This window comes from Bradyrhizobium sp. LCT2 (genome assembly GCF_009931255.1).
GTDB lineage: Bacteria > Pseudomonadota > Alphaproteobacteria > Rhizobiales > Xanthobacteraceae > Bradyrhizobium > Bradyrhizobium diazoefficiens.
Window position 1 is genome coordinate 5127014 of record NZ_CP034432.1, and the last position, 20497, is coordinate 5147510.

At 64.9% G+C, this 20497-nt stretch carries 23 protein-coding genes; 8 read left to right on the forward strand and 15 right to left on the reverse strand.

All coding sequences use genetic code 11. From position 1 onward, the window contains the following. Positions 1-177: 177 nt before the first annotated feature. From EI171_RS24710 to EI171_RS44865, 3 genes are all read left to right on the forward strand, one after another. Positions 178-1959, forward strand: a complete 1782-nt coding sequence (locus EI171_RS24710) for a NirA family protein (protein ID WP_038967420.1) — start codon at positions 178-180, stop codon at positions 1957-1959. Next, a complete protein-coding gene (locus EI171_RS24715; protein WP_161534909.1) occupies positions 1956-3575 on the forward strand; it encodes a sulfite reductase subunit alpha in 1620 nt (539 codons plus the stop codon). The genes EI171_RS24710 and EI171_RS24715 overlap by 4 nt, the downstream gene beginning before the upstream one ends. 331 nt (positions 3576-3906) lie before the next feature. Then, on the forward strand, positions 3907-4059 hold the full coding sequence (locus EI171_RS44865; protein ID WP_014495196.1) for a hypothetical protein: 153 nt from the start codon (positions 3907-3909) through the stop codon (positions 4057-4059). Here the strand turns inward: EI171_RS44865 and EI171_RS24720 are convergent, their stop codons facing one another. From EI171_RS24720 to pxpB, 3 genes are read right to left on the reverse strand one after another with little or no spacing between them, the layout of a single operon-like run. Beyond that, on the reverse strand, positions 4060-4830 hold the full coding sequence (locus EI171_RS24720) for a LamB/YcsF family protein (protein ID WP_011087339.1): 771 nt from the start codon (positions 4828-4830) through the stop codon (positions 4060-4062). A 30-nt stretch (positions 4831-4860) separates the two neighbouring features. After that, positions 4861-5898, reverse strand: a complete 1038-nt coding sequence (locus EI171_RS24725) for a biotin-dependent carboxyltransferase family protein (RefSeq protein ID WP_161534910.1) — start codon at positions 5896-5898, stop codon at positions 4861-4863. Continuing rightward, a complete protein-coding gene (gene pxpB, locus EI171_RS24730; protein WP_161534911.1) occupies positions 5895-6626 on the reverse strand; it encodes a 5-oxoprolinase subunit PxpB in 732 nt (243 codons plus the stop codon). The genes EI171_RS24725 and pxpB overlap by 4 nt, the downstream gene beginning before the upstream one ends. 248 nt (positions 6627-6874) lie before the next feature. On the opposite strand from pxpB, the gene EI171_RS24735 reads away from it, so the two are divergent. Together EI171_RS24735 and EI171_RS24740 are read left to right on the forward strand one after the other, a co-directional pair. After that, complete coding sequence (locus EI171_RS24735) at positions 6875-7573, forward strand: ribonuclease activity regulator RraA (protein WP_161534912.1); 699 nt, start codon at positions 6875-6877, stop codon at positions 7571-7573. A 16-nt stretch (positions 7574-7589) separates the two neighbouring features. Then, positions 7590-7994: a cupin domain-containing protein gene (locus EI171_RS24740; protein ID WP_028173993.1), complete on the forward strand. Its 405-nt coding sequence runs from the start codon at positions 7590-7592 to the stop codon at positions 7992-7994. Between the two features lie 57 nt (positions 7995-8051). Here EI171_RS24740 and EI171_RS44870 read toward each other — a convergent pair whose 3' ends face one another. From EI171_RS44870 to EI171_RS24750, 3 genes are all read right to left on the reverse strand, one after another. Further along, on the reverse strand, positions 8052-8243 hold the full coding sequence (locus EI171_RS44870; protein WP_202633230.1) for a hypothetical protein: 192 nt from the start codon (positions 8241-8243) through the stop codon (positions 8052-8054). A gap of 36 nt (positions 8244-8279) precedes the next feature. Continuing rightward, complete coding sequence (locus tag EI171_RS24745; RefSeq protein WP_161534913.1) at positions 8280-9152, reverse strand: DUF2147 domain-containing protein; 873 nt, start codon at positions 9150-9152, stop codon at positions 8280-8282. 234 nt (positions 9153-9386) lie between these two features. Next, positions 9387-10169 carry a transporter substrate-binding domain-containing protein gene (locus tag EI171_RS24750; protein ID WP_011087332.1) on the reverse strand — a complete coding sequence of 261 codons (783 nt, stop codon included), beginning with the start codon at positions 10167-10169 and terminating at the stop codon, positions 9387-9389. Between the two features lie 114 nt (positions 10170-10283). On the opposite strand from EI171_RS24750, the gene EI171_RS24755 reads away from it, so the two are divergent. Continuing rightward, complete coding sequence (locus EI171_RS24755) at positions 10284-10787, forward strand: DUF1993 family protein (RefSeq protein WP_038967429.1); 504 nt, start codon at positions 10284-10286, stop codon at positions 10785-10787. Between the two features lie 8 nt (positions 10788-10795). Here the strand turns inward: EI171_RS24755 and EI171_RS24760 are convergent, their stop codons facing one another. From EI171_RS24760 to EI171_RS24785, 6 genes are all read right to left on the reverse strand, one after another. Continuing rightward, complete coding sequence (locus EI171_RS24760; protein ID WP_028173998.1) at positions 10796-11281, reverse strand: hypothetical protein; 486 nt, start codon at positions 11279-11281, stop codon at positions 10796-10798. A 169-nt stretch (positions 11282-11450) separates the two neighbouring features. Then, positions 11451-12440, reverse strand: a complete 990-nt coding sequence (locus EI171_RS24765) for a hydroxyacid dehydrogenase (protein WP_028173999.1) — start codon at positions 12438-12440, stop codon at positions 11451-11453. Between the two features lie 34 nt (positions 12441-12474). Further along, entirely contained in the window at positions 12475-13575 is a 1101-nt protein-coding gene (locus EI171_RS24770) for an ABC transporter ATP-binding protein (RefSeq protein WP_011087328.1), read from the reverse strand. Between the two features lie 6 nt (positions 13576-13581). Then, a complete protein-coding gene (locus EI171_RS24775) occupies positions 13582-14493 on the reverse strand; it encodes a carbohydrate ABC transporter permease (RefSeq protein ID WP_011087327.1) in 912 nt (303 codons plus the stop codon). Then, a complete protein-coding gene (locus tag EI171_RS24780; protein ID WP_028174000.1) occupies positions 14493-15434 on the reverse strand; it encodes a carbohydrate ABC transporter permease in 942 nt (313 codons plus the stop codon). Before EI171_RS24780 ends, EI171_RS24775 begins: the two co-directional genes overlap by 1 nt. 146 nt (positions 15435-15580) lie before the next feature. After that, positions 15581-16921, reverse strand: a complete 1341-nt coding sequence (locus tag EI171_RS24785; RefSeq protein ID WP_011087324.1) for an ABC transporter substrate-binding protein — start codon at positions 16919-16921, stop codon at positions 15581-15583. A gap of 515 nt (positions 16922-17436) precedes the next feature. Here EI171_RS24785 and EI171_RS24790 point away from each other — a divergent pair. Both EI171_RS24790 and EI171_RS24795 read left to right on the forward strand, forming a co-directional pair. Then, positions 17437-18234, forward strand: a complete 798-nt coding sequence (locus tag EI171_RS24790) for a Spy/CpxP family protein refolding chaperone (protein WP_161534914.1) — start codon at positions 17437-17439, stop codon at positions 18232-18234. A 111-nt stretch (positions 18235-18345) separates the two neighbouring features. Continuing rightward, positions 18346-18723, forward strand: coding sequence for a response regulator (locus EI171_RS24795; protein WP_161534915.1), 378 nt, complete (start codon positions 18346-18348; stop codon positions 18721-18723). 105 nt (positions 18724-18828) lie between these two features. Here the strand turns inward: EI171_RS24795 and EI171_RS44875 are convergent, their stop codons facing one another. The 3 genes from EI171_RS44875 to glk all read right to left on the reverse strand — a co-directional run bounded on the left by EI171_RS44875 (position 18829) and on the right by glk (position 20468). Next, positions 18829-18984 carry a hypothetical protein gene (locus EI171_RS44875; protein ID WP_165448160.1) on the reverse strand — a complete coding sequence of 52 codons (156 nt, stop codon included), beginning with the start codon at positions 18982-18984 and terminating at the stop codon, positions 18829-18831. A 145-nt stretch (positions 18985-19129) separates the two neighbouring features. Next, positions 19130-19333, reverse strand: a complete 204-nt coding sequence (locus EI171_RS24800) for a hypothetical protein (RefSeq protein ID WP_038967431.1) — start codon at positions 19331-19333, stop codon at positions 19130-19132. A gap of 148 nt (positions 19334-19481) precedes the next feature. After that, a complete protein-coding gene (glk, locus tag EI171_RS24805; RefSeq protein ID WP_161534916.1) occupies positions 19482-20468 on the reverse strand; it encodes a glucokinase in 987 nt (328 codons plus the stop codon). Positions 20469-20497 lie beyond the last annotated feature (29 nt).

The window sequence follows — 20497 nt, forward strand, 5'->3', positions numbered from 1 at the left end:
TTGTATGTTGCACTGCGGCCAGCTTGTCACAGACGCCTGCTGAGCCGAGTCCCGCAGCAACGAAGCTGATCGGACCGTTGGGTGCAGAGCAGGCTCTTGAGCCAGCCGAGTGCCTCGCGGGTCGCGCAATTTTCCGTCGATACCACCCCGGTGGCCGCAGGAGCTTCGTTACTGACCATGAAACTCGAAACAGTCTCAGTCGACTTTACCGACGAGCAGAAGCGCTATCTCGAAGGCTTCACGACCGGTCTGCAGATCAGCCGGGTCGGTCGCGGTCTTGGTGGCGGCTCCGGCAAGGCGAATGCCGAGCCGACCGGTCCGGATGCCGTGCACATCAAGGCGCAGGACAAGGTCATCGCCTCGGGCAAGAAGCTCGCCGACCAGGAGAAGTTCAAGCGCGACGAGCATCCTTTCGACGCCTATCCGCGGCTGCGCCAGCAGGCGCTCGACAATGCGCCGCCGAGCCCGGCGGACAATTTCCGCTGGCGCTACTACGGCATCTTCTATGTCGCGCCGACGCAGGACTCCTACATGTGCCGCCTGCGCATCCCGAACGGCATCATGAAGCACTGGCAGCTGTCGGGCCTTGCCGATCTCGCCGACGATCTCTGCGGGCCGTACAGCCATGTCACGACGCGCGCCAACCTCCAGCTTCGCGAGATCCCGCCGAAGCACGCCGTGAAGCTGATCGAGGGCATCCAGGATCTCGGCCTGTGCTCGCGCGGCTCCGGCGCCGACAACATCCGCAACGTGACCGGGACGCCGACCGCCGGCATCGATCCGCAGGAAATCATCGACACGCGGCCGTTTGCGCGCGAGTGGCACTACCACATCCTCAACGACCGCTCGCTCTACGGCCTGCCGCGCAAGTTCAACGTCGCCTTCGACGGCGCCGGCAGGATCGCGGTGCTGGAAGAGACCAACGACATCGCCTTCACGGCGTTCGAGGTGAAGGATGGGTTCGGCGTCGAGCCCGGGGTCTGGTTCCGCCTCGGCCTCGGCGGCATCACCGGGCACAAGGATTTTGCGAAGTATTCCGGCATCATCGTCAAGCCGGAGCAGGCGACCGCTGTCGCCGATGCCATCGTGCGCGTGTTCATCGACCACGGCGACCGCACCAATCGCAACAAGGCGCGGCTGAAGTATGTGCTCGACGCCATGGGCCATGACGGCTTCCTGAAGCTCGTCGAAGAACGGCTGAAGACGCCATTCACGCGCGTGCCGGAAGAGGCGTTTGCGCCGCGGCCTGCGGCTGACCGCATGGCTCATATCGGCGTGCACAAGCAGAAGCAGGACGGCCTCAACTGGATCGGCGTTTCGCTGACGCTCGGCAAGCTCACCTGTGATCAGATGCGGAGCCTCGCCAAGGTCGCGCGTGACCTCGGCGACGGGGAGATCCGCCTGACGGTCTGGCAGAACCTGCTGATCCCGGGCGTGCGCGACGAGAACGTCGAGCTTGCGATTGCCGCGATCAAGCAGATCGGGCTCGCGGTCGAGGCCTCGCATATCCGCGCCGGCCTGATCGCCTGCACCGGCAATGCCGGCTGCCGCTTCGCCGCTTCCAACACCAAACGCCACGCCGCCGAGATCGGCGACTGGTGCGAGCCGCGCGTCGAGATGGACAAGCCGGTCAACATCCACGTCACCGGCTGTCACCATTCCTGCGCGCAGCACTACATCAGCGACATCGGCCTGATCGGAGCGCGGGTGCCGGTGAACGAGGATGACACGGTCGAGGGCTATCACCTCTTCACCGGCGGCGGGTTCGGCCCCGACGCCGACGTCGGGCAGGAGGTCTATCACGACCTCAAGGCCGAGGACGCGCCGAAGACGGTCGAAGCGCTGCTCAAGGCCTATATCGCTCATCGCGCCTCGCCCGACGAAACCTTCCTCTCCTTTGCGCGCCGCCATGACGGCGAGACGCTGCGCAAGCTTGCCGATGCACAGGTGTCCGCATGAACCAGATCACCCCTCCGCCGAAACTCGATATCATTCCCGCCAGCGCCCCGTTCTCCGACGCGCAGCGCTCCTGGCTGAACGGATTCTTTGCCGGGTTGCTGTCGCCTGATGTGGCTACGCCCCTGTCGGCGGAGCAGGGCGCCGCCGTCATGCAAGCCGGCGACGGCGACGATGGCGAAGCGCCGTGGCACGACCAGACCATGCCGATCGCCGACCGGATGAAGCTTGCAGAGGGGCGTCCCGTCCGCCGCAAGATGATGGCGGCGATGGCGCAGCAGGATTGCGGCCAGTGCGGCTATAATTGCCACGACTATTCGGAGGCGATCGCCACCCGCAGCGAAGCGCGGCTCAACCTGTGTGTTCCCGGCGGCAAGGAAACCGCGCGGATGCTGAAGTCGCTGTACGAGGAGCTGGACAAGGCGCCGGCGGCCAAGGCGGGTGACAAGGGGCCCGACAAGGCGGATGCGGTGGCCGCGCCCGCCGTGACCGTGACGATCGCAGAGCCCGGCCGCTCGCGCGACAATCCGACCGAGGCGACGTTCCTGTCGCGGCGCCTCCTCAACAAGGGGAAGTCGGAGAAGGAGACCTATCACGTCGAGTTCGATCTCTCCGCGAGCAAGCTCGACTACATCGTCGGCGACAGCTTTGGTGTGTTCGCGCGCAACGATGTCGGCCTCGTCGACCAGATCATCGCACTGCTCGGCGCTTCCCACACCACCAAGGTGAACGGCAAGACGCTGCGCGAGGTGCTGATCGACGACGTCTCGCTGTCGCCGGCGCCGGACTCGCTGTTCGAACTGATCTCCTTCATCACCGGGGGCGCGCAGCGCGAGAAGGCGCGGGCGCTGGCGCAGGGCGAGGATCCCGATGGCGACGCCGCCACGCTGGACGTGATGGCGGCGCTCCAGAAGTTTTCCGGCATACGGCCGCATCCCGAAGCCTTCGTCGAGGCGCTGGAGCCGCTCCAGCCGCGGCTCTATTCGATCTCGTCCTCGCACAATGCGACGCCGGGAAAACTTTCGCTGACGGTCGATTCCGTGCGCTATGTGATCGGCAAGCGCAAACGCATCGGCGTTGCCTCGACCTTCCTCGGCGAGCGCATCGCTGAGGGCGAGAAGCTCAAGGTCTATGTGCAGAAGGCGCATGGTTTCGGCCTGCCGCAGGACCCGAAGACGCCGGTTATCATGATCGGCCCCGGCACCGGCATCGCGCCGTTCCGCGCCTTCCTGCTCGACCGCAAGGCGACCGGTGCGCCGGGCAAGAACTGGCTGTTCTTCGGCCACCAGCGCAGCGATTGCGACTTCTTCTACCAGGAAGAGCTCAACGCGATGAAGACCTCCGGCCTGCTCACGCGCATGTCGCTGGCCTGGTCGCGCGACGGCGAGAAGAAGTTCTACGTGCAGGACCGCATGCGCGAAGTCGGCCGCGAATTGTGGACCTGGCTCGCCGAGGGCGCGCATCTCTACATCTGCGGCGATGCCAAGCGCATGGCCAAGGACGTCGAGCGTGCGCTGGTCGATATCGTCGCCCAGTTCGGGGCGCGCTCGACCGACGAAGCCGTCAGTTTCGTCGCCGAGCTCAAGAAGACCGGCCGCTTCCAGGCTGACGTCTACTAAGGCGCGACAAGATCAGCGTGAATCGTCCCGGCGGAGCAAGCGCCGGGCGTCACGCCGAGCGCGCGTTTCTACTGTGCATGGGGTTGTTTTCGCCATTTTTGTTTGGACCGGGTCCAGGGCCTAAAGTCCGGCTGTCATCCCACCGTCATCCGGGCCGGTTCCAACTGGCTCGGATCTTAACGAATAAGATTCTCGGAACCCGCGTGTGAAGAGAATTTGCACCTGCGACGGGGCGCCTTCAGAGAACCACCATCGCTATTTTCGCCGCCATCTTGCCTCCCGCCAGGGTTGATCCTTCATACTCGCGCAAATGGGGCGTTGGAGATCGACCATGCGCGAACTATCGGCGGAAGCCAGGCTGCACTTCTACGCGCGCTCGCTCTCGCGCCGGACCGGGGCGAGCATGCACCACGTCGGGCTCTACAGCGCCTTCGCGGTCATCGCCGCGATCGTGTTCGGCACGCTGTCGGTGCACCCGTTCTGATCACGCCCCGCGCTTGAACGGCGCGACTTCGATCCCCGCATCCTTCAACGCCTGACGCAAGGTCCGCGCGATCTCGACCGCGCCATGCGTATCGCCGTGGATGCAGACCGTATCCGTCCGCATCTTGATCACCTTGCCCGTCACGGACACCACCGCGCCGTCCTGCACCATGCGCACCACGCGGTCGGCAATCGCCTTGGCATCGTGCAGCACCGCGCCGGGCTTCTTGCGCGAGACGAGATTGCCGTCGTCCTCATAGGCGCGGTCGGCGAACACCTCGTGCACCATCGGCAGATTGGCCGCTTCGCCGGCCTTCACCAGCTTCGAATTGGCGAGCACGACGAAGATCAGGCTGGGATCGACCGCCTTGATGCCGGCGGCAATCGCCTTCGCCGTCATGTCGTCCTCGCAGGCGACGTTGGAGAGCGCGCCATGCGCCTTCACATGCGTGACCTTGTGGCCGGCCGCGGTCGCGATCGCCTGCAAAGCGCCGATCTGGTAGGCGACGAGGTTCTCGATCTCGGAGGCCTTCAGGCCCGCGATCGGATGCCGGCCGAAGCCGTGCAGGTCGCGATATCCTGGGTGCGCGCCGACCGAGACGCCGCGGGCTTTCGCCAGCTCGACCGTCCGGCGCATGATGTCGGGATCGCCGGCATGGAAGCCGCAGGCGACGTTGACCGAGCTTGCCAGCTCGATCATCGCGGCGTCGTTGCCCATCTCCCACGCGCCAAAACCTTCGCCGAGGTCGCAATTGAGATCGATCGTCTTCATGGTTGCTCTCCGCCTCTGGTCGTCTTGTCGTTACGGCTCCGCCGTGACCTGCCACGTTCCGGCATCCACCGCGCTGACCGCATAGCCCGCGACGTTAGCATCGCTGAGCGCCTCGATGTTGAGCGCGACGGTGTCGGCGGAGCGGAGGCGATCGGGCAGGCTGCGGATGGCTTGCGCGAATTTGCGCGCCTCGTCCTGTGCCTCCGCCATGCTGACAGCCTTGAAGCGGAAGGCGGTCCCCGCCGAGGTCTGCGCCAGACGGCCGACATCGGCCGTGATCACGGTTGCGATCTTCGGATAGCCGCCGGAGGTGCCGCGGTCCATCATCAGCGCGATCGGCGAGCCGTTGCCGGGCACCTGGATGCTGCCGTTGACGGTGCCGTCGGAGACGATGTTGTGGCCGTGCAGATGCTTGATCGCGGGGCCTTCGAGCCGGTAGCCCATGCGGTCGGAGGTCGCCGAGATCTTCCATTCGCTGTCCAGGAACAGCGCCTTGTTGGCGTCGTCGAACTCGTCGTCCTGCGGGCCCAGCACGACGCGGATCGGACCGCTCGCGGGCTTCGGCAGCTCGATGCGCAGTTCGGGCGCGCCGCTCGCGGCATCGACGCTGAATTCATCACCGGCCTGGAGCGGGCGCGGGTAGGGGCTGCCGAGGCCGGCGCGGGCATTGACCGCGAGGCTGCCGAACACGGGCTCGCCCTTGATCCCGCCTTCGATCGCGAGATAGGTGAAGGCGCCACCGCGGGCGAAACCGAGCGTCAGCGTCTCGCCGTCCTTCAGCGTCACCGATGTGTCCATGGCGACCGGTCGCCCCGCGACGTCGGCATTGCGCGGCGCGCCGGCAATCGCCACGCGCACGGCGCCGTCACGGGCGGTGAAGGTGGCGCCGAACGGGCCGATCTCGACACTGGCCGCGAACGGCTCGTTGCCGACCAGCGTATTCGCGGCCGCGAGCGACAGACGGTCCATCGCCCCGCTCACGGTCAAGCCGTAGCGCTGCGCACCGTGCCGTCCGCCATCCTGGACGGAGCTTGCAGGGCCGATGCTGGCGACGATGAGCCGGCTCATGCGACCACCTGCTCGGCGATGATCTCGCCGGCCTCGGCGGCGCGGTCCTGTTCCTCGAACGTCTTGTGGTCGATGGCGAAAAACGTCACGCGATCACCGGGTTCGGTCAGGAAGGTCGGATTGCGGTGGAGCTGATAGGTCCGCACCGGCGTGCGGCCGAGCAGGTGCCAGCCGCTCGGGGCAGCCAGGCACTGGATGCCGGCCTGGATGCCGCCGATCGAGATCGTGCCGGCCGGCGTCAGCAGCCGCGGGTTCTGCCGCCGCGACATGTGCAGGGATTTGTCCAGGCCGCTGAGATAGGACCAGCCCGGCGTGAAGCCGATCATGGCAACCTTGTAGTCGCCGGCGACGTGCCGGGCGACGATGTCGTCAGGCGTTGTGTTCAGCGCCTTGGCGACATCCTCGAGGTCGATGCCATGCTCGCCGCCATAGGCGACGGGGATGCGCCAGCGGCGCGTCCTGGTGGCCGGCGGCAGCGGCTGGGTCGCGATCGGGAGGAGCTTTTCGCCGAGCGCGTCGAAGCCGATCTTGCCGGGATCGTAATGCACCAGCAGCGAGCGATAGGTCGGCACGGTCTCGGTGATGCCGTCGATCGGGTTTGCCGCGAGCGCCTTGTCGAGTGCCAGCACGCGCTGGTTGGCGACATCGTCGATGGTGCGGCTGAACTCGACCGTGACGGCGCTGTCGCCACTGGGCAGAAGGCGGGGCGGGGGAAGCGTCGCGGCCATTGAACTATCAAAGCGCTGTCGAAATCGGGCTTCTCAGGAAACGCGGGCTCAGCCTTGAGTTCCGCTGATCCCTGCTTCGCGTAAATGCGCCCGCAAGTCCAATAAATTAATGCAAGGGGAAGCGATAAAGCCTTGTTATCGCGTCGCATAACCGCCCTGCGGCCCTGCGTTCTTGGCCCTTGACGGAAAGCGCCCGGCTCGCAAGATGCGCGCGTTCTTTCCCGCCCATCCGGAGCTCGTCTGTTTCCATGTCGCTGTCCCCCGAAGCCCGCAAGACCCTCGCCGGCATCACCACTGCCACCATCACCACGGTCCTGCTGAAGAAGGGCCTGCGTAACGTGTGGATGCGCGGTGCGCGCCCGCTGCGCCCGGGCCTGCCGCGGCTGGTGGGACCTGCCTTCACGCTGCGCTTCGTGCCGGCGCGCGAGGATCTGGCGACGCCGGAATCCTGGTCGTCGCCGATCTCGACCCGCACCGCGATCGAGGCGATGCCGGAGGGCTGCATCGCCGTGGTCGATGCCATGGGCATCACCGATGCCGGCATCTTCGGCGACATCCTCTGCGCGCGCATGATGAAGCGCGGCGTCACCGCGCTCGTCACCGACGGCGTCGTGCGTGACGTCGAGGGCGTGCTCGGCACCAATCTTCCGGTCTGGTGCGACGGCTATGCCGCGCCGCCGTCGGTGGCGGGCCTGACCTTCGTTGGCTGGGGCGAGCCGATCGGCTGCGGCGGCGTCGCCGTGTTCCCGAACGACATCGTCGTCGCCGACCAGGACGGCTGCGTGCTGATCCCGCAGGCGATGCTCGGTCACGTGCTCAACGAGGGCGTCGAGCAGGAGCGGATGGAAGCCTGGATCGTCAACGAGGTGAACAACGGCGCGGTGTTGCCGGGGCTCTATCCCATGAACGCCGAGACCAAGGCGCGTTACGCCGCCAGCAAGAAGTAACAGAAGCGAGGACACCATGGATATCACTGTCGCAGGCACGCGGCCGACCCGCCGCGCGCCCAAGGAAAACTTCACCGGCACCGTGTGGCAGGATCCCGTGATCATGGCGCCCGCGCCAGCACGGCTGAACTGCTCGCGCGTCGCATTCGAGCCCGGCGCGCGCACCAACTGGCATCACCATCCGCTCGGGCAGACGCTCTACGTCATCTCCGGCGTCGGGCGCGTTCAGACCAAGGGCGGGCCGATCCGCGAGATCCGCCCTGGCGACACCGTCTGGATTCCGCCGGGCGAGCTGCACTGGCACGGAGCATCGCCGACCAACGGCATGTGCCACATCGCCATGCAGGAAGCGCTCGACGGCGTCTACTCGACCTGGCTGGAGCCGGTCACCGACGCGGAGTATGGCGCCGCGCTGGGCTAGCTCTCGCGCCCCGGACAAGACGCATCGCCCCGTGGCGATGCGTCGGCGATCCGGAGCCTAAATCCGCTCCGCCGTCCACGTGCCCGTGCAAAGGGCCCCGCGCCATGTGCCGGAGCCGGACGTGCCGCTCAGCCGGCCGAAGCCGACTGCACGCTTGATGCCGGTGCTCAAGGTGACGTTGATGCTGCCGGCATCGGCGACGCGGCCGGATGCGGACACCGCGGGCAAAAGCAAAGGGGCCCGGATCACGGGCCCCTTGTCTCCGTCAAAGTGTCGAAGCCGAGCTTAGTTCACCCGCGTCCAGGTCTGGCCGCCGCAGAACATGCCGCCGAAGGCGCAGCCCTGCACGCGCAGGCGATCCGTACCCTTCATGGCGATCGTCGAATCGTAGGTCGAGCCGGTGTTGGGATCGAGGATGCGGCCGGACCATTTCTGGTCCTTGCCGGGCTTCATGTTGATCAGGACCTGCTCGCCGTTCTGGTTCGACTTGCTGTCGACCGAATAGCCACAGAGGTTGTTGCCGCATTGCTCGATGCGGACCTTGCCTTCCTTCTCCTCGGTGAGCCAGATGCCGAGCGGCGAATTGAGGTCGCGCGTCGGTGCAGCAGCGGGAGCCGGTGGCGCGACAGCGGCCGACTGAACGGGTGCGGGGGCAGGCGCCGGCGCAGGTGGCGCCGGGGGTGCGGCAGCCACGGTCGGAGCCGGCGGGGGCGGCGCCACGGGAGCCGCCTGCTGCTCGACGGGAGCAGGGGCCGGAGGCGGTGCGGGCGGAGGCACGACGGCCGTATCAGCCGGTGCAGCATTGGCGGTCGCCGGCGGCGGAGCAGGTGGCGCGGGAGGCGGTGCGGCCACGACGGGCGGCGCGGGAGCCTGCACGGCTGCGGGCGGCGCTGTGGCAGCGGCCGGTGGAGGCGCCGGAGCAGCCGGGGCTTGCGGATCGGCCTTGGCCTCTTGCGGCGCCTGCTGGCCCGGACTTGTCTCGTTCTTCTTGGCCTTCTTGGCCTTGCCCTGGCCGGTGTTGTCATAGACGCCGGGGATCGACACCGTGCCCCGGTCGGGATCGATGCGGATGGTGCGCCCGCCATATTCGAAGGTGTACTGCGCTTGCGCAGCGGTGCTCGCCAAAAGGAATGCGGCCGTGGCCAACAGCTTCCTCATTTCGCATCTCCTGAACAGATGGTCCCCGGACCGACGCATACGCCCCGGCTCGATCGCAAAAAGTGATCTAGATCACTTTCATCCGTATGAGTCGTGCTCCGGCAGGTTCGGGTTCAATACGCCTGGAACCCGTCCACAATTTGGCCGTAGCAAGCGACAGGAGGACACGGTCCAGAGCCCCGTTCCGATGGAATCGGAACGCGCGAACCGATACCCATTTCGCTCGAAGACGCTCTAGTCGAACCAGGCGGCGTAGATCTTCCTGTAGCTGCCGTCCTCCATGGAAATGTGCAGCCACTGGTCGACGAAGGCCTTCAGCGCCATGTCGCGCTGGAGCCAATAGGCCTTCTCGGAGAAGTCGAACGGTTTTTCCGGATGCACCGCGCACAGCACGCCTTGATGCTGCTTCTGCTGGTAGCGCGTCTCGGAAGCGTCCGTCATCATCAAATCGGCATTGCCCTTGGCGATCTCGTCGAAGATCACGGTATTGTCGGCGAAGACGGTGATGTCGGCGTCCTTGATGTTGGCGCGGGCGAAACGCTCGTTGGTGCCGCCGGGATTGACGATGACGCGGGTGCCCTTCTTGTCGATATCAGGGAGCGTCTGGTACTTGCCGACATCGGCGCAGCGCGCGATCGGCGTCTTGCCCTCGCGCATGATCGGCATCGAGAAGAAACCCTTCCTCTGCCGGTCGAGCGTCACCGAGACGCCGCCCATGGCGATGTCGAACTGGTCGGCCTCGAAATCCTTCATCAGCTTCGGCCAGGCCGTCGGCACGAACTCGACCTTGACGCCGAGCGCCTTGCCGAGCGCCTCCGCCATGTCGACGTCGAAGCCGCTGAACTGCTGCGTGGCCTTGTCCAGATAGGTGAAGGGCTTGTAGTCGCCGGTCATCCCGACACGTAATGTGCCGCGCTTCATGATCTCGTCGAGGCGCGACGGCGCCGCCTGCTGTGCGTGGGCCGAAAGGTTCATCAGCAGCGCCACGGCCAAAGCCGACAGGAATCGAACGGTCATCTCTTCTCCACCCAAGCCCAAGCTGTCATTGTGCAGCTCTTCAGACGTGGATTTAGACCAGATGCCCGTCGCTGGCGAGGCAGAATTGAAAGGAATCCTGAGGTGACGATCTCGATGTACGAGGCCTCGGTCGGCCTCTTTGTGCCGTACTTACGCAACCTGTCCGCGCTGCTCGACAAGGGCGTGGCCTACGCCGAGACCCGCAAATTCAACCCGGCGGTCCTGCTCGGCATGCGCCTCGCACCCAACATGTACGACCTGGCGCAGCAGGTCGGTGAGGCCTGCCGCCATGCAACGGTCGCTCCGGCCTTGCTGGCGCAGCGCGAGCCGGTGACGCTGCCGGCGCTGGAGCACGACATGGCCGGGCTTCAGGCGCGTATCGCAACGTCAATCGAGTTCATCGAGGGCCTGCCGCGGGCCGAGATCGACGCGGCGGCGGAGCTGAATGTCTTCTTCAGGCTGAAGAACGGAACCGAGCTGCCCTTCACCGGACGGACGCTGCTGCTGACGTTCAGCGTCCCGCAGTTTTTCTTTCACGTCACGACGGCCTACGACCTGTTGCGGCACGCAGGCGTCGAGCTCGTGAAGCGGGATTTTCTCGGGCCCCGCGAGCGCTAGATCGCGCTTTAGGCTTCGCCCTTGCGTTCGAACTCGGCGAGCGAGCTGCGGCCGGCGATCTCGCTGCGCAGTAGCTCGAAACGCCTGTGCGCCTCGTCCTCGTGCGTGTCGACGAAATGCACGGCGGCGTCGCTCGTCATGGGGCCGCTGATGACCGGCGCGGACTGCTCGCCGATGGTCTCGTGGACGTAGTACTGGTCGTCATCGCCGCGATGGACCGTCCATTTGAGGCGGATCGCAACCATCGGCCCGGGACCGACCTTGCTGTAGCCGTCGGCATCGGTGTGCTCCGGCACCAGCGGCTGCTCCTCGACCACCGGATGCTCATCGGCAACCGGATGCTCGTCGACGACCGCATGCTCGTCGACGACCGAATGCTCATCGGCAGCCGCCGTTTCCGTTTCGGCGTCGCGGACGACGAGGACGGGCTCGGGGTGCTCCAGGATGCTGGCGATGGTCGCCAGCGCGTGGTCGGTCGGGTCGATTTCTGCCAAGGGTCCATCCTCCAGCTCGACGTGGCCGGCAAGTCTGTCCCACTGCCGCCGCGGCTCGGCATATTACGCGGGTTTGATTAAGGCTGAGTTGGGGCTCGATCTGCACCAAAATGGGACGCATTCTGGCGTTCCGAAGGCGGGCGGATGGGCCGCCCGCCTTGCGGTTTGGTCAGCCCAGCACGTCCTGATTGATGATGTTCTGCCGGATAGGATCGCCGTCCAGCACGCTCAGGATGTTGCGCGCGGTCTGTTCGCTCATGCGGCTCACCGCCTCGACCGTGACGCCCGCGACATGCGGGGCCATGATGACGTTGGGCAGCGCGAACAGCGCGTTGCTGACCGGCGGCGGCTCCACCTCGAACACGTCGATGCCGGCGCCGGCGAGCTTTCCGGACGTGAGCGCGTCGTACAGCGCCGCTTCCTTCACGATGCCGCCGCGTGCGGTATTGATGAGATAGGATTTCGGCTTCATCCGGCCGATCCGGGCTGCGTCAAACAGGCCGACCGTTTCCGGCGTCTTCGGACAATGGATGGTGACGAAGTCGGCATGGGGCAACGCAGCGTCGAGATCGGCGACGGGCTCGTAGCCGGCGGCCTTGATCTCGGCGGCGGGCTTGTAGGGATCGTAGACCTGGACCTTCATTTCCATCGCGAGGCAGCGCTTGGCGGTGCGGGTGCCGATGCGGCCGAAGCCGATCACCAGGACGGTCTTGCCGTAGAGATCGAACGGCAGCATGCCGAGACGGTCGGCCCATTTGCCGTCCTTGACGCAGGAATGCATCTCCTGCGCGCGTTTTGCCAGTGTCAGCATCATGAACAGCGCCTGCTCGGCGACCGAGGGCGAATTCGCGCTGCCGGCGACCATCAGCGGCACCTTGCGGCGGGAGAGGGCGGGCACGTCAACCGCGTCGTAGCCGACGCCGATCCGTGTCACCACCTTCATGTCCTTCGAGGCCTCAAGCTCGGTCTCGCCGAACGCTGTGGCGCCGAGCGCCACGCCATGGACCGGGGCATGGCTCTTCAACAGGACCTCAAAATCCTTCGCTGAGATCAGGTTCGCAAATTCGACGAGCTCGATATCGTCTCGCTGAGTGAGGAGGGCGCGGGCCCCTTGCGACAAAGTTTGTGTAACGAAAATCTTCTTCTTGTTGGTCGCCATCGCTCCCTGCCTGCTCGCATTTCTTGGACCTGCGTCACAACACGACGCCGGTGTCCTCGTTTAGCAGGTGCATATTGTTGAGGTCCATCGCCAAACGCATGGGTGCCCCGTCCTTGGCGCCGGCATTGGGATCGACGCGGCCGCAGACCGGCGTGCCCTCGAGGCCGAAATAGACCAGGGTCTCCATCCCCATCGGCTCGGTGACGTCGAGCACGGTGTCGAAGCTCTCAACGCCCGGCCCCAGATGCGCATGCGCCTCAGTGAGGTGCTCGGGCCGGAGGCCGAGCAGCAGCTTGTCGGTGCGCGGCAGCGCGTTGTAGCGCGCGGCGCGGGCCGGCGGCAGCGCAAAGGCGATGCGATCGGTGAGGCGGATCTGGAGCGTGCCGCCGACGTCCTCCAGCCGGCACGGGATGAAGTTCATCGCCGGCGAGCCGATGAAGCCCGCGACGAAGCGTGTCGCCGGCTTGTGGTAGAGCTCGTTCGGCGTGCCGATCTGCTCGATGCGCCCCTTGTTCATCACCACCACGCGATCGGCCAGCGTCATCGCCTCGACCTGGTCGTGGGTGACGTAGACCGTGGTGGTGCGGACCTTCTGGTGCACCTTCTTGATCTCGATCCGCATCTGCACGCGCAGCTTGGCGTCGAGATTGGACAGCGGCTCGTCGAACAGGAAGACCTTTGGATTGCGCACGATGGCGCGCCCCATCGCGACGCGCTGGCGCTGGCCGCCGGAGAGCTGCTTCGGCTTGCGGTCGATCAGGTCGGTGATGTCGAGGAGCCGTGCGGCTTCCGTCACCCGCGCCTTGATCTCGGCCTTGGGATAGTGCTTCAGGCGCAGTCCGAACGACATGTTCTCGGCGACCGTCATGTGCGGGTAGAGCGCATAGTTCTGGAATACCATCGCAATGTCGCGGTCCTTCGGCGGCACATCGTTGACGACGTCGCCGCCGATCATGATGTCGCCGTCGCTGATGTCCTCGAGACCTGCGATCATGCGTAGCGTCGTCGACTTGCCGCAGCCCGAGGGGCCCACCAGCACGATGAACTCATGGTCGGCGATATCGAGGTCGATGCCGCGCACGGCTTCGACATCATCGTAACGCTTGACGACCTTACGCAATGCAACGTCAGCCATGAGACATCAACCCTTTGTCGCGCCGGCGGTCAGGCCGGCAATGTAGTAGTCCATCAGGAAGGCGTAGATGACCAGCGGCGGCGCTGCACCGAGCAGCGCGCCGGTCATGATCTGCCCCCAGTTGAAGACGTCGCCCTTGATCAGCGTGGTGGTGATGCCGACCGGCAGCACGAGCTGATCGATCGACGTGGTGAACACCAGGGGATAGAGGAACTGCGCCCAGGACACCGTGAAGGCGAAGATCGTGGCGGCGATCAGCCCGGGCAGGGCCACGGGAATGAATATCCGTGTCAGGGTCTGGAGCCAGGAGGCGCCGTCGATGAGGGCGGCCTCATCGAGCTCCTTCGGGATCGAGGCGAAATAGCCGATCATGATCCAGGTGCAGAACGGCACGGTCAGTGTCGGATAGATGAACACCAGCACGTACCATCGGTTGAGCAGGGGGATGCCGGTGAACTCCTGGACCACCGCGAGCATCTTGAACAGGGGGATGAACAGAAGGCTGTCCGGGATGAGATAGGTGAGGAACACACCGGTCGCGAGTGTCGCCGAGCCCCAGAACTTCATCCGCGCGAGCGCGAACGCCGCCGGGATGCTGATCAGCATCGTGACGATCACGACCACGATCGAGATGATCGACGAGTTCCAGAAGAAGCGCAGGAACTGGTTCGAGGTCAGGAGCTCGACATAGTTCGCCAATGTCGGGTGAAAGACCCACCAGGGATTGGTTGCCGCCGAGATCTCCGCGCTGCTCTTGAGGGAGGTGATCAGCATGTAGACCGGCGGCGTCAGGAAGAAGATCGCAAACAGCACCAGGAAGAAGTAGGACCAGCGTAGCGCCCAGGTGCGGTCCCGGCTCATGCTTCCGAGTTTGACCTTGCGGCTTGGTCCGGCCTTGTCGATTGCCAGCGTGCTCATCAGGCTTCGTTCCCGCGTTTGGAGACATCGCGCAGGATGAAGACCGCTGCGACGGCGAGGATGGGCACCATGAACAGCGAGACGCAGGCGCCGAGTGGAATGTCGCTGCTCTGGATGCCGACCTGGAACGCCCAGGTGGCGAACAGATGCGTCTGATCGAGCGGGCCGCCGGAGGTGAGGATGCGCACGATGTCGAAATTGGCGAAGGTGACGATCAGCGAGAACAGCGTCGTGATCGCGATGATGTTGCGCATCATCGGCAGCGTGATGAACCAGATGCGCTGCCACCAGTTCGCGCCGTCGATGGCGGCGGCCTCGTAGAGCTGGTCGGGGACCGATTTCAGCGCGGCGAGGTACATGATCAGGAAGAACGGCGCGCCGTACCAGACGTTGACGAGGATGACGGAGAAGCGCGCCCAGAAGGCATCACCGAGCCAGGGAATCGGACCGACGCCGAAGAAGGACAGCGTGTAGTTGAAGGCGCTGTAGGAGGGATCGAACAGCCAGAGCCAGGCCAGCGTGCTCATTGCCGGCGGGATGACCCAGGGGACCAGCAGCATGCCGCGCCATTTGCGCTGCTTCTTGCCCGGAATGTTGTGGACGAAATGCGCGACGATGAAGCCGATCAGCGCCTTGAAGATCACGGCGGTGATCGCAAAGATGCAGGACTGCTTCACCACCATCCAGAACGTCTCGCGCTTGAACAGGAAGGTGAAATTGCTGAGGCCCACGAATTTCGTCATCGCCTTGTTCAGCGTCGCCAGGTAGAGCGAATAGAAGGCGGGGTAGAGCACGAACAGTGCGATCAGAAGGATCAGCGGCAGCGTCAGGAAGAACGCCACGGTCGATTTCCGACCCATTACATTGCGCAGGCTCGCGTTCTTTTTGCGCGGGCTTCCGGCACGAGCGAGGCGACCTTGCTCAACGACGACATCGGCCATGGGTCAAACTTTCTGGTCAGGCTTTCTTGCGAAAGATTCAACGGTGAAGCCGGCGACCGGTCGGCTTCATTGGCTTGCGGACGGAGCGAGAGCGCGCCCCGGCGGCTCACACCCGAAGGCATGAACCGCCACGGCACACACCCGGCTCAGGTCCGCATGAAGCCCTCGCACTCGCCCTCGGCCCAGGCGAGCGCCGTTTCCAACTTCTCTCCTTGCGCAAAGCGCAGCGCCATCTTGGTCAGCGTGGCCTGGAAGTAGATCTGCTGCGCGATCTTCGGCGGCGCCGGCGATGCGGCGATTGACAGCGTCTGGTGGTTGTACGGGTTCGGGTAGTGATAGAGCGTGCCCTTCGGCGGTCCGACCTCGGCCCAGGTCTTGAACGTCGTCATGTTGGCATAGGCCGGCAGGTCATAGCCGCCGCTCGCCACGACGAACTTTTCGATCGCCGCGGGCGAGGACAGATGGGTAAGCAGACTCTTGGCCGCCTCCTTGTTCTTGCCGAAGCTCCAGACGCCCCAGAAATAGGGCAGGTACGGGGCAAAGCGTCCTTTCGGACCCGCCGGGAAGCCGTGCGTCCAGCACTGCTCGGCGACTTGCGGTGCGTCGCGCTTGGCGACCGCCCAGGCGCTCGGCGGGTTCAGGATCATCGCCCCGCGGCCCGAGATCAGCCATTTGTTGTTGGACGCATCATCCCAGGAGGGCGCGTCCGTCGGCAGCACGGCGATCAGCTTCTTGTAGAATTCGAGCGCCTGCCGCACCGCGTCGGTCTTGACCGTGACATCGCCCTTGGCATTGACGAGTTCGGCGCCAAAGGACTGGAAGATCGCGCCGGCTGTATCGACGCTGTCGGTGGTCTCGCCGAGACCGATGCCGAACGGGAAGCCGGCCTTCTGGCAAGCTTCCGCAGCCTTCAAGAACGTCTCCATCGTCCAGTTGTCGGCCTTCGGCGGACTGCCTGCCGGGTACATCTCCTGCACGTCGATGCCCGCATGCTTCTTCATCAGGTCGATGCGCGAGCAAGGGCCCTTGATCTGGCTGCCCGGTGTCGCTGGGATCGCGAGCCATTTGCCGCCCGACTGGCCCAGATATTTGACGGTGCCGTTCACCTCGCCATTCTGCTTGATGAGCGGCTCCATGACGTCGTTGAGCGGCTCGAGATTCTCCGAATAGGCGTGCGGCCACCAGCTCGGCATCTGAAGTATGTCGTGACCGGACTTGGCCTGGGCTTCGGCCGCCGCAGTCAGCTCGATCTTCTTGTTGTTGCTGGTGATGTAGTCGATCGAGACCTCGACCTTCTCCTTCGCGGCCCATTCATTGACGAGAGCCGTGGAGGCGTCGTTGGCGCCGGGCACCCAGTGGTCCCAGAAGCCGATCGAGAGCTTGCCGGCGGCATAAGCGCCTCTGACATAGGGCGCCGTGATCAGCGCCGCGGAGGACATTGCAGTGGCAGCCACAAATTGACGTCGCGTCAGTGTCTTGCGTGACATCTCGTTTCCTCGCTTGGATGTTTTATTGTTCTGGCGTTTCCTCTTAACTCTTCCGAGTTTTGCTCTTGATTTTCTTGTTGGCGTTTCTTGTTGGAATTCTCGTTGAACGTTTCTTGTTGGTGCCGTCAGCTCCGATTGCAATCACGCGAGGCGCGGCAAATTGGTAGCGCGATCAGATCATGATTGATCGCGTCTGTCGAGAAAGGCCGAACGGCGATCGTCTAGAACTAACGTTGTGCCCGACGGCGCGGCGGCGCCCGCGGTGCGGTGAGCCGGACCTGCGCCGTGGCTGCTCCTTTTGCGACGCACACGGTGCGCGAACCGGCCTGGAACGATCCGTGCGCAATTACGCCGCAGTTTCGAATAAGCCTGCATAACCGCTTCGCGCGAAAGACTTTTCGGGCGTGGACAGCAATTGGCTGCGTCTGGACCTTGAAGCGGCGGAAACGATAGTGTTGCAACCAGCGGGCGGCTTCCACCCGGATAGGCCAATCAGTTCGACGATGGAGACGAGAATGATCAACCCGGCGCCGCCAGCGCGGCTTTACCTGCGACGATGGCTCGCGCTGGGGTCCGTGCTCGCGCTGCTGCTCGGCGCAGCCGCAGTCGCGAACGCTCAAGGATTGGTCAAAGGCGTTCAGGAGGGGGCGGCAGCCGGGAACAAGGCGGCCGGTCCGGTCGGTGGCGTGCTCGGCGGTGCGATCGGCGGCGTGGTTGGCGTTTTCACCGGCGTGCTCGGCGTCGGCAACAATGGCAACCAGGCGCCGGCCGCCAAGGACGCTAACAAGGACGCGACCAAGGATGCCAAGCAGCAGCAAGGCGCCGGCAAGGACAAGGATGCCAAGAGCGCCAAGGCGGGCAAGGGGGCCAAGGCGAGCAAGGAAGCAAAGAACGCGCCGCAGGACACCAAGGACAACAAGGATGTCACGGTCCTCACCCAGAGCGGCGCGCCGCAACAGTCGGCCGAACAGATCGTCGCCAACAGCGATTCCTACATCGAGCGGATCAAGACCGAACTGAATCTCACTCCTGATCAGGAGAAGCATTGGTACGGGTTCTCCAGCGCCATGCACTACCTGGGGCATAATGGTGCGGAGCGGCTCAACCTTCGGGTTGCGCGCGCCAAGCGGGATCCGCCCGACGACATCATCGAGCAGATGCGCAACGAGGCGCAGTTCCTGATCGACCGGGCGGCCGACCAGCGCAATGTCGCCGACGCCGCCGAACCGCTCTATTCGAGCCTCGACGACAAGCAGAAGCAGGTCTTCATCCAGGAGATGGTACGCCTCAGCCACGAGCGCGGGCTGGATTGATCAAGTTGAATCGGATCGCCGGCGTACGAATTAACGGCGCTCGCCACGAATTCGTGAATCCTTTCCGCAATTCGGGTATGATTAGCTTCGCAAGCTGACTGCGGGGTTGATATGGCGGACGGACTCTCCGTTTTCCTGGTCGAAGACGAGGCGTTGATCCGGATGATGATGGCCGACATGGTGGAGGAGCTCGGCCACCATGTCGTCGCGGAAGCGGACAATGTCCGGGACGCGAGCGCCTTTGCGATGACCGCGCAATACGATCTCGCGATCCTCGACATCAACCTCATGGGGCTCTACGTCGATCCCGTCGCCGACCTGATCGAGCGCCGCGGCAAGCCGTTTCTGTTCGCCACCGGCTACGGGCCGGAACTCCTGCCGTCGCTGCTCCGCCGCAGGCCCATCCTGCGCAAGCCGATTTCGATCGACCAGCTCAAGGCGATGATCGATTCGATGTTTCCGGAAACCACGACGAAGGCGCCGCACTGAGCGACGGTGAGGGCACCGCGCTGAGCGACGGCGCCGCGCTGGGATCGCCAACGAAAATGGCCGCCCGTCGGGGGCGGCCATGCAACGAAGGAATTCGTCGGGTTCTCAGATCAGGCCGGCGGTGAGGTCGATGCCGTGCGCCATCAGGCCGAACGAGGCGACGAGGCCCGTGCAGCAGAACAGCAAGATGGTCTTGAACGAAGAATCGGCGAAACGCGTTTCGACGGCGGCCGGCATCGCGGCGAGCGAAATCATGCTCATGTTCATTCCCCCCTGTGTTGACCCCTGAATTGCATCAGGTGAGGGAACTCTTAGAGCAAAAAGTTTGAAGCGAGATTGCGAGGGATCGTTAACGGAATCGCAATCGGCTCGCGGATTCGCGCCTCCCGGCGCGGGATTGCAGGTCTCAGCCGCGACCGTTCCTCAGCACCGTGGCGATCGTATGGGCGGTCATGGCGGCCCGATCCGAGGCGCGCTGGGCGGCCAGCCGGTCTCGCGCCTTTTCCTCGATCAGGAGCTCGATCAGCGCCAGCCGTTTGTCCTCGTCGTCCGCCTCGGTCAGCAGGCGGTGATAACGGTGATAGTCGAAGCCCAGATCCGGTTTACGCATGTCACGCCCCCGCAACTACGCCGCGCACTCCGCGGGATTGTTTCCCATGGGAAACAATCGGGCAAGCACGATCCTGCGTGGAACCCCGCTTTGGATGCAATCAGCTGTGAATTAGTTAACGGACCGGACGGTCTCGGCCGGCCGCACTTCAATCAGGATTGTGGTCGGCGAACATCTTCAGCCCGACGAAGCTGGCATCGGGCTTCGTGACCAGCCGGGTCGGGATGTTGCGCAAATAGTCCTGGAAGCGCCCCTTGGCTTCGAAGCGCGCGCGGAACGCGGAGGCCGCAAGGAACTCCGGGAAGCGCGGCACGATCCCGCCGGCGATATAGACGCCGCCGCGGGCACCGAAGGTCACCGCGAGGTTGCCCGCGACCGAGCCCAGGGTGGCGCAGAACATCTCCAGCGTCGCGCGGCTGACCGGGCAGCTGCCATCCAGGGCCGCCTTGGTGATGGCGGCCGCGTCGCGGTGCGGCACCTGAACGCCGTCGATCTCCGCGAGTGCCTCGTAGAGGCTTTGCAAGCCGGAGCCCGACAGCGCGCCGCGCTCGATGGAGACATGGCCGAAACGTCGGCGCAAGGACGCGATCACGCGTTCCTCGCGCTCGTTCTCTGCCGGCAACGTCGCGTGGCCAGCCTCGGTGACGACGGCCAGCCGCGCCCCATGGCGCTCAACCAGACAGGAGACGCCAAAGCCGGTTCCGGGCCCGACCACCAGCAACGGTTCTCCGGGGAGGCCATCTTGTCCGCCGAGCGGGATCAGATCGGCGGGCCGCAAGGCGGGCAGGGACCAGGCGACCACCTCGAAATCGTTGAGCACATGGACGCTGTCGAAGCCGAGCGTTGGCTGGAGCTCGTTGCCGTCGATGACCCAGGGGCTGTTGGTCATGACGCAGCGGTTGTTGGTGACGGGGCCTGCGACGGCCAGCACGGCTCGTTGGGGCGGTTCGCCGCCGGCCCGGCGCGCCAGCACGTCGACAATGGCTTCCTGGACGGTCGGGAAGTCGGCGACCTTCACATAGTCGATCGATCCGGTCTGGTCGCCGTTGCCCGGTTCGCTTTGGCTCAGCGCAAAGCGCGCATTGGTGCCGCCGATATCGGCGAGAAGAATTTTTCCTGTCTTGCCGATACTCATGACCCTTTGGTCGCCGCGGCCTTGCCGGC

What these genes read in the sequence shown, in the direction of transcription:
- EI171_RS24725 (WP_161534910.1), bottom strand. Translation starts at nt 5,898, where the DNA reads ATGAGCCGGCTCATCGTCGCCAGCATCGGCCCTGCAAGCTCCGTCCAG.
- EI171_RS24750 (WP_011087332.1), bottom strand. Translation starts at nt 10,169, where the DNA reads ATGACCGTTCGATTCCTGTCGGCTTTGGCCGTGGCGCTGCTGATGAAC.
- EI171_RS44865 (WP_014495196.1), top strand. Translation starts at nt 3,907, where the DNA reads ATGCGCGAACTATCGGCGGAAGCCAGGCTGCACTTCTACGCGCGCTCG.
- EI171_RS24755 (WP_038967429.1), top strand. Translation starts at nt 10,284, where the DNA reads ATGTACGAGGCCTCGGTCGGCCTCTTTGTGCCGTACTTACGCAACCTG.
- EI171_RS24765 (WP_028173999.1), bottom strand. Translation starts at nt 12,440, where the DNA reads ATGGCGACCAACAAGAAGAAGATTTTCGTTACACAAACTTTGTCGCAA.
- EI171_RS24770 (WP_011087328.1), bottom strand. Translation starts at nt 13,575, where the DNA reads ATGGCTGACGTTGCATTGCGTAAGGTCGTCAAGCGTTACGATGATGTC.
- EI171_RS24710 (WP_038967420.1), top strand. Translation starts at nt 178, where the DNA reads ATGAAACTCGAAACAGTCTCAGTCGACTTTACCGACGAGCAGAAGCGC.
- EI171_RS24785 (WP_011087324.1), bottom strand. Translation starts at nt 16,921, where the DNA reads ATGTCACGCAAGACACTGACGCGACGTCAATTTGTGGCTGCCACTGCA.
- EI171_RS24745 (WP_161534913.1), bottom strand. Translation starts at nt 9,152, where the DNA reads ATGAGGAAGCTGTTGGCCACGGCCGCATTCCTTTTGGCGAGCACCGCT.
- EI171_RS24795 (WP_161534915.1), top strand. Translation starts at nt 18,346, where the DNA reads ATGGCGGACGGACTCTCCGTTTTCCTGGTCGAAGACGAGGCGTTGATC.
- EI171_RS24780 (WP_028174000.1), bottom strand. Translation starts at nt 15,434, where the DNA reads ATGGCCGATGTCGTCGTTGAGCAAGGTCGCCTCGCTCGTGCCGGAAGC.
- pxpB (WP_161534911.1), bottom strand. Translation starts at nt 6,626, where the DNA reads ATGGCCGCGACGCTTCCCCCGCCCCGCCTTCTGCCCAGTGGCGACAGC.
- EI171_RS24790 (WP_161534914.1), top strand. Translation starts at nt 17,437, where the DNA reads ATGATCAACCCGGCGCCGCCAGCGCGGCTTTACCTGCGACGATGGCTC.
- EI171_RS24800 (WP_038967431.1), bottom strand. Translation starts at nt 19,333, where the DNA reads ATGCGTAAACCGGATCTGGGCTTCGACTATCACCGTTATCACCGCCTG.
- EI171_RS24775 (WP_011087327.1), bottom strand. Translation starts at nt 14,493, where the DNA reads ATGAGCACGCTGGCAATCGACAAGGCCGGACCAAGCCGCAAGGTCAAA.
- glk (WP_161534916.1), bottom strand. Translation starts at nt 20,468, where the DNA reads ATGAGTATCGGCAAGACAGGAAAAATTCTTCTCGCCGATATCGGCGGC.
- EI171_RS44875 (WP_165448160.1), bottom strand. Translation starts at nt 18,984, where the DNA reads ATGAGCATGATTTCGCTCGCCGCGATGCCGGCCGCCGTCGAAACGCGT.
- EI171_RS24740 (WP_028173993.1), top strand. Translation starts at nt 7,590, where the DNA reads ATGGATATCACTGTCGCAGGCACGCGGCCGACCCGCCGCGCGCCCAAG.
- EI171_RS24715 (WP_161534909.1), top strand. Translation starts at nt 1,956, where the DNA reads ATGAACCAGATCACCCCTCCGCCGAAACTCGATATCATTCCCGCCAGC.
- EI171_RS24735 (WP_161534912.1), top strand. Translation starts at nt 6,875, where the DNA reads ATGTCGCTGTCCCCCGAAGCCCGCAAGACCCTCGCCGGCATCACCACT.
- EI171_RS24720 (WP_011087339.1), bottom strand. Translation starts at nt 4,830, where the DNA reads ATGAAGACGATCGATCTCAATTGCGACCTCGGCGAAGGTTTTGGCGCG.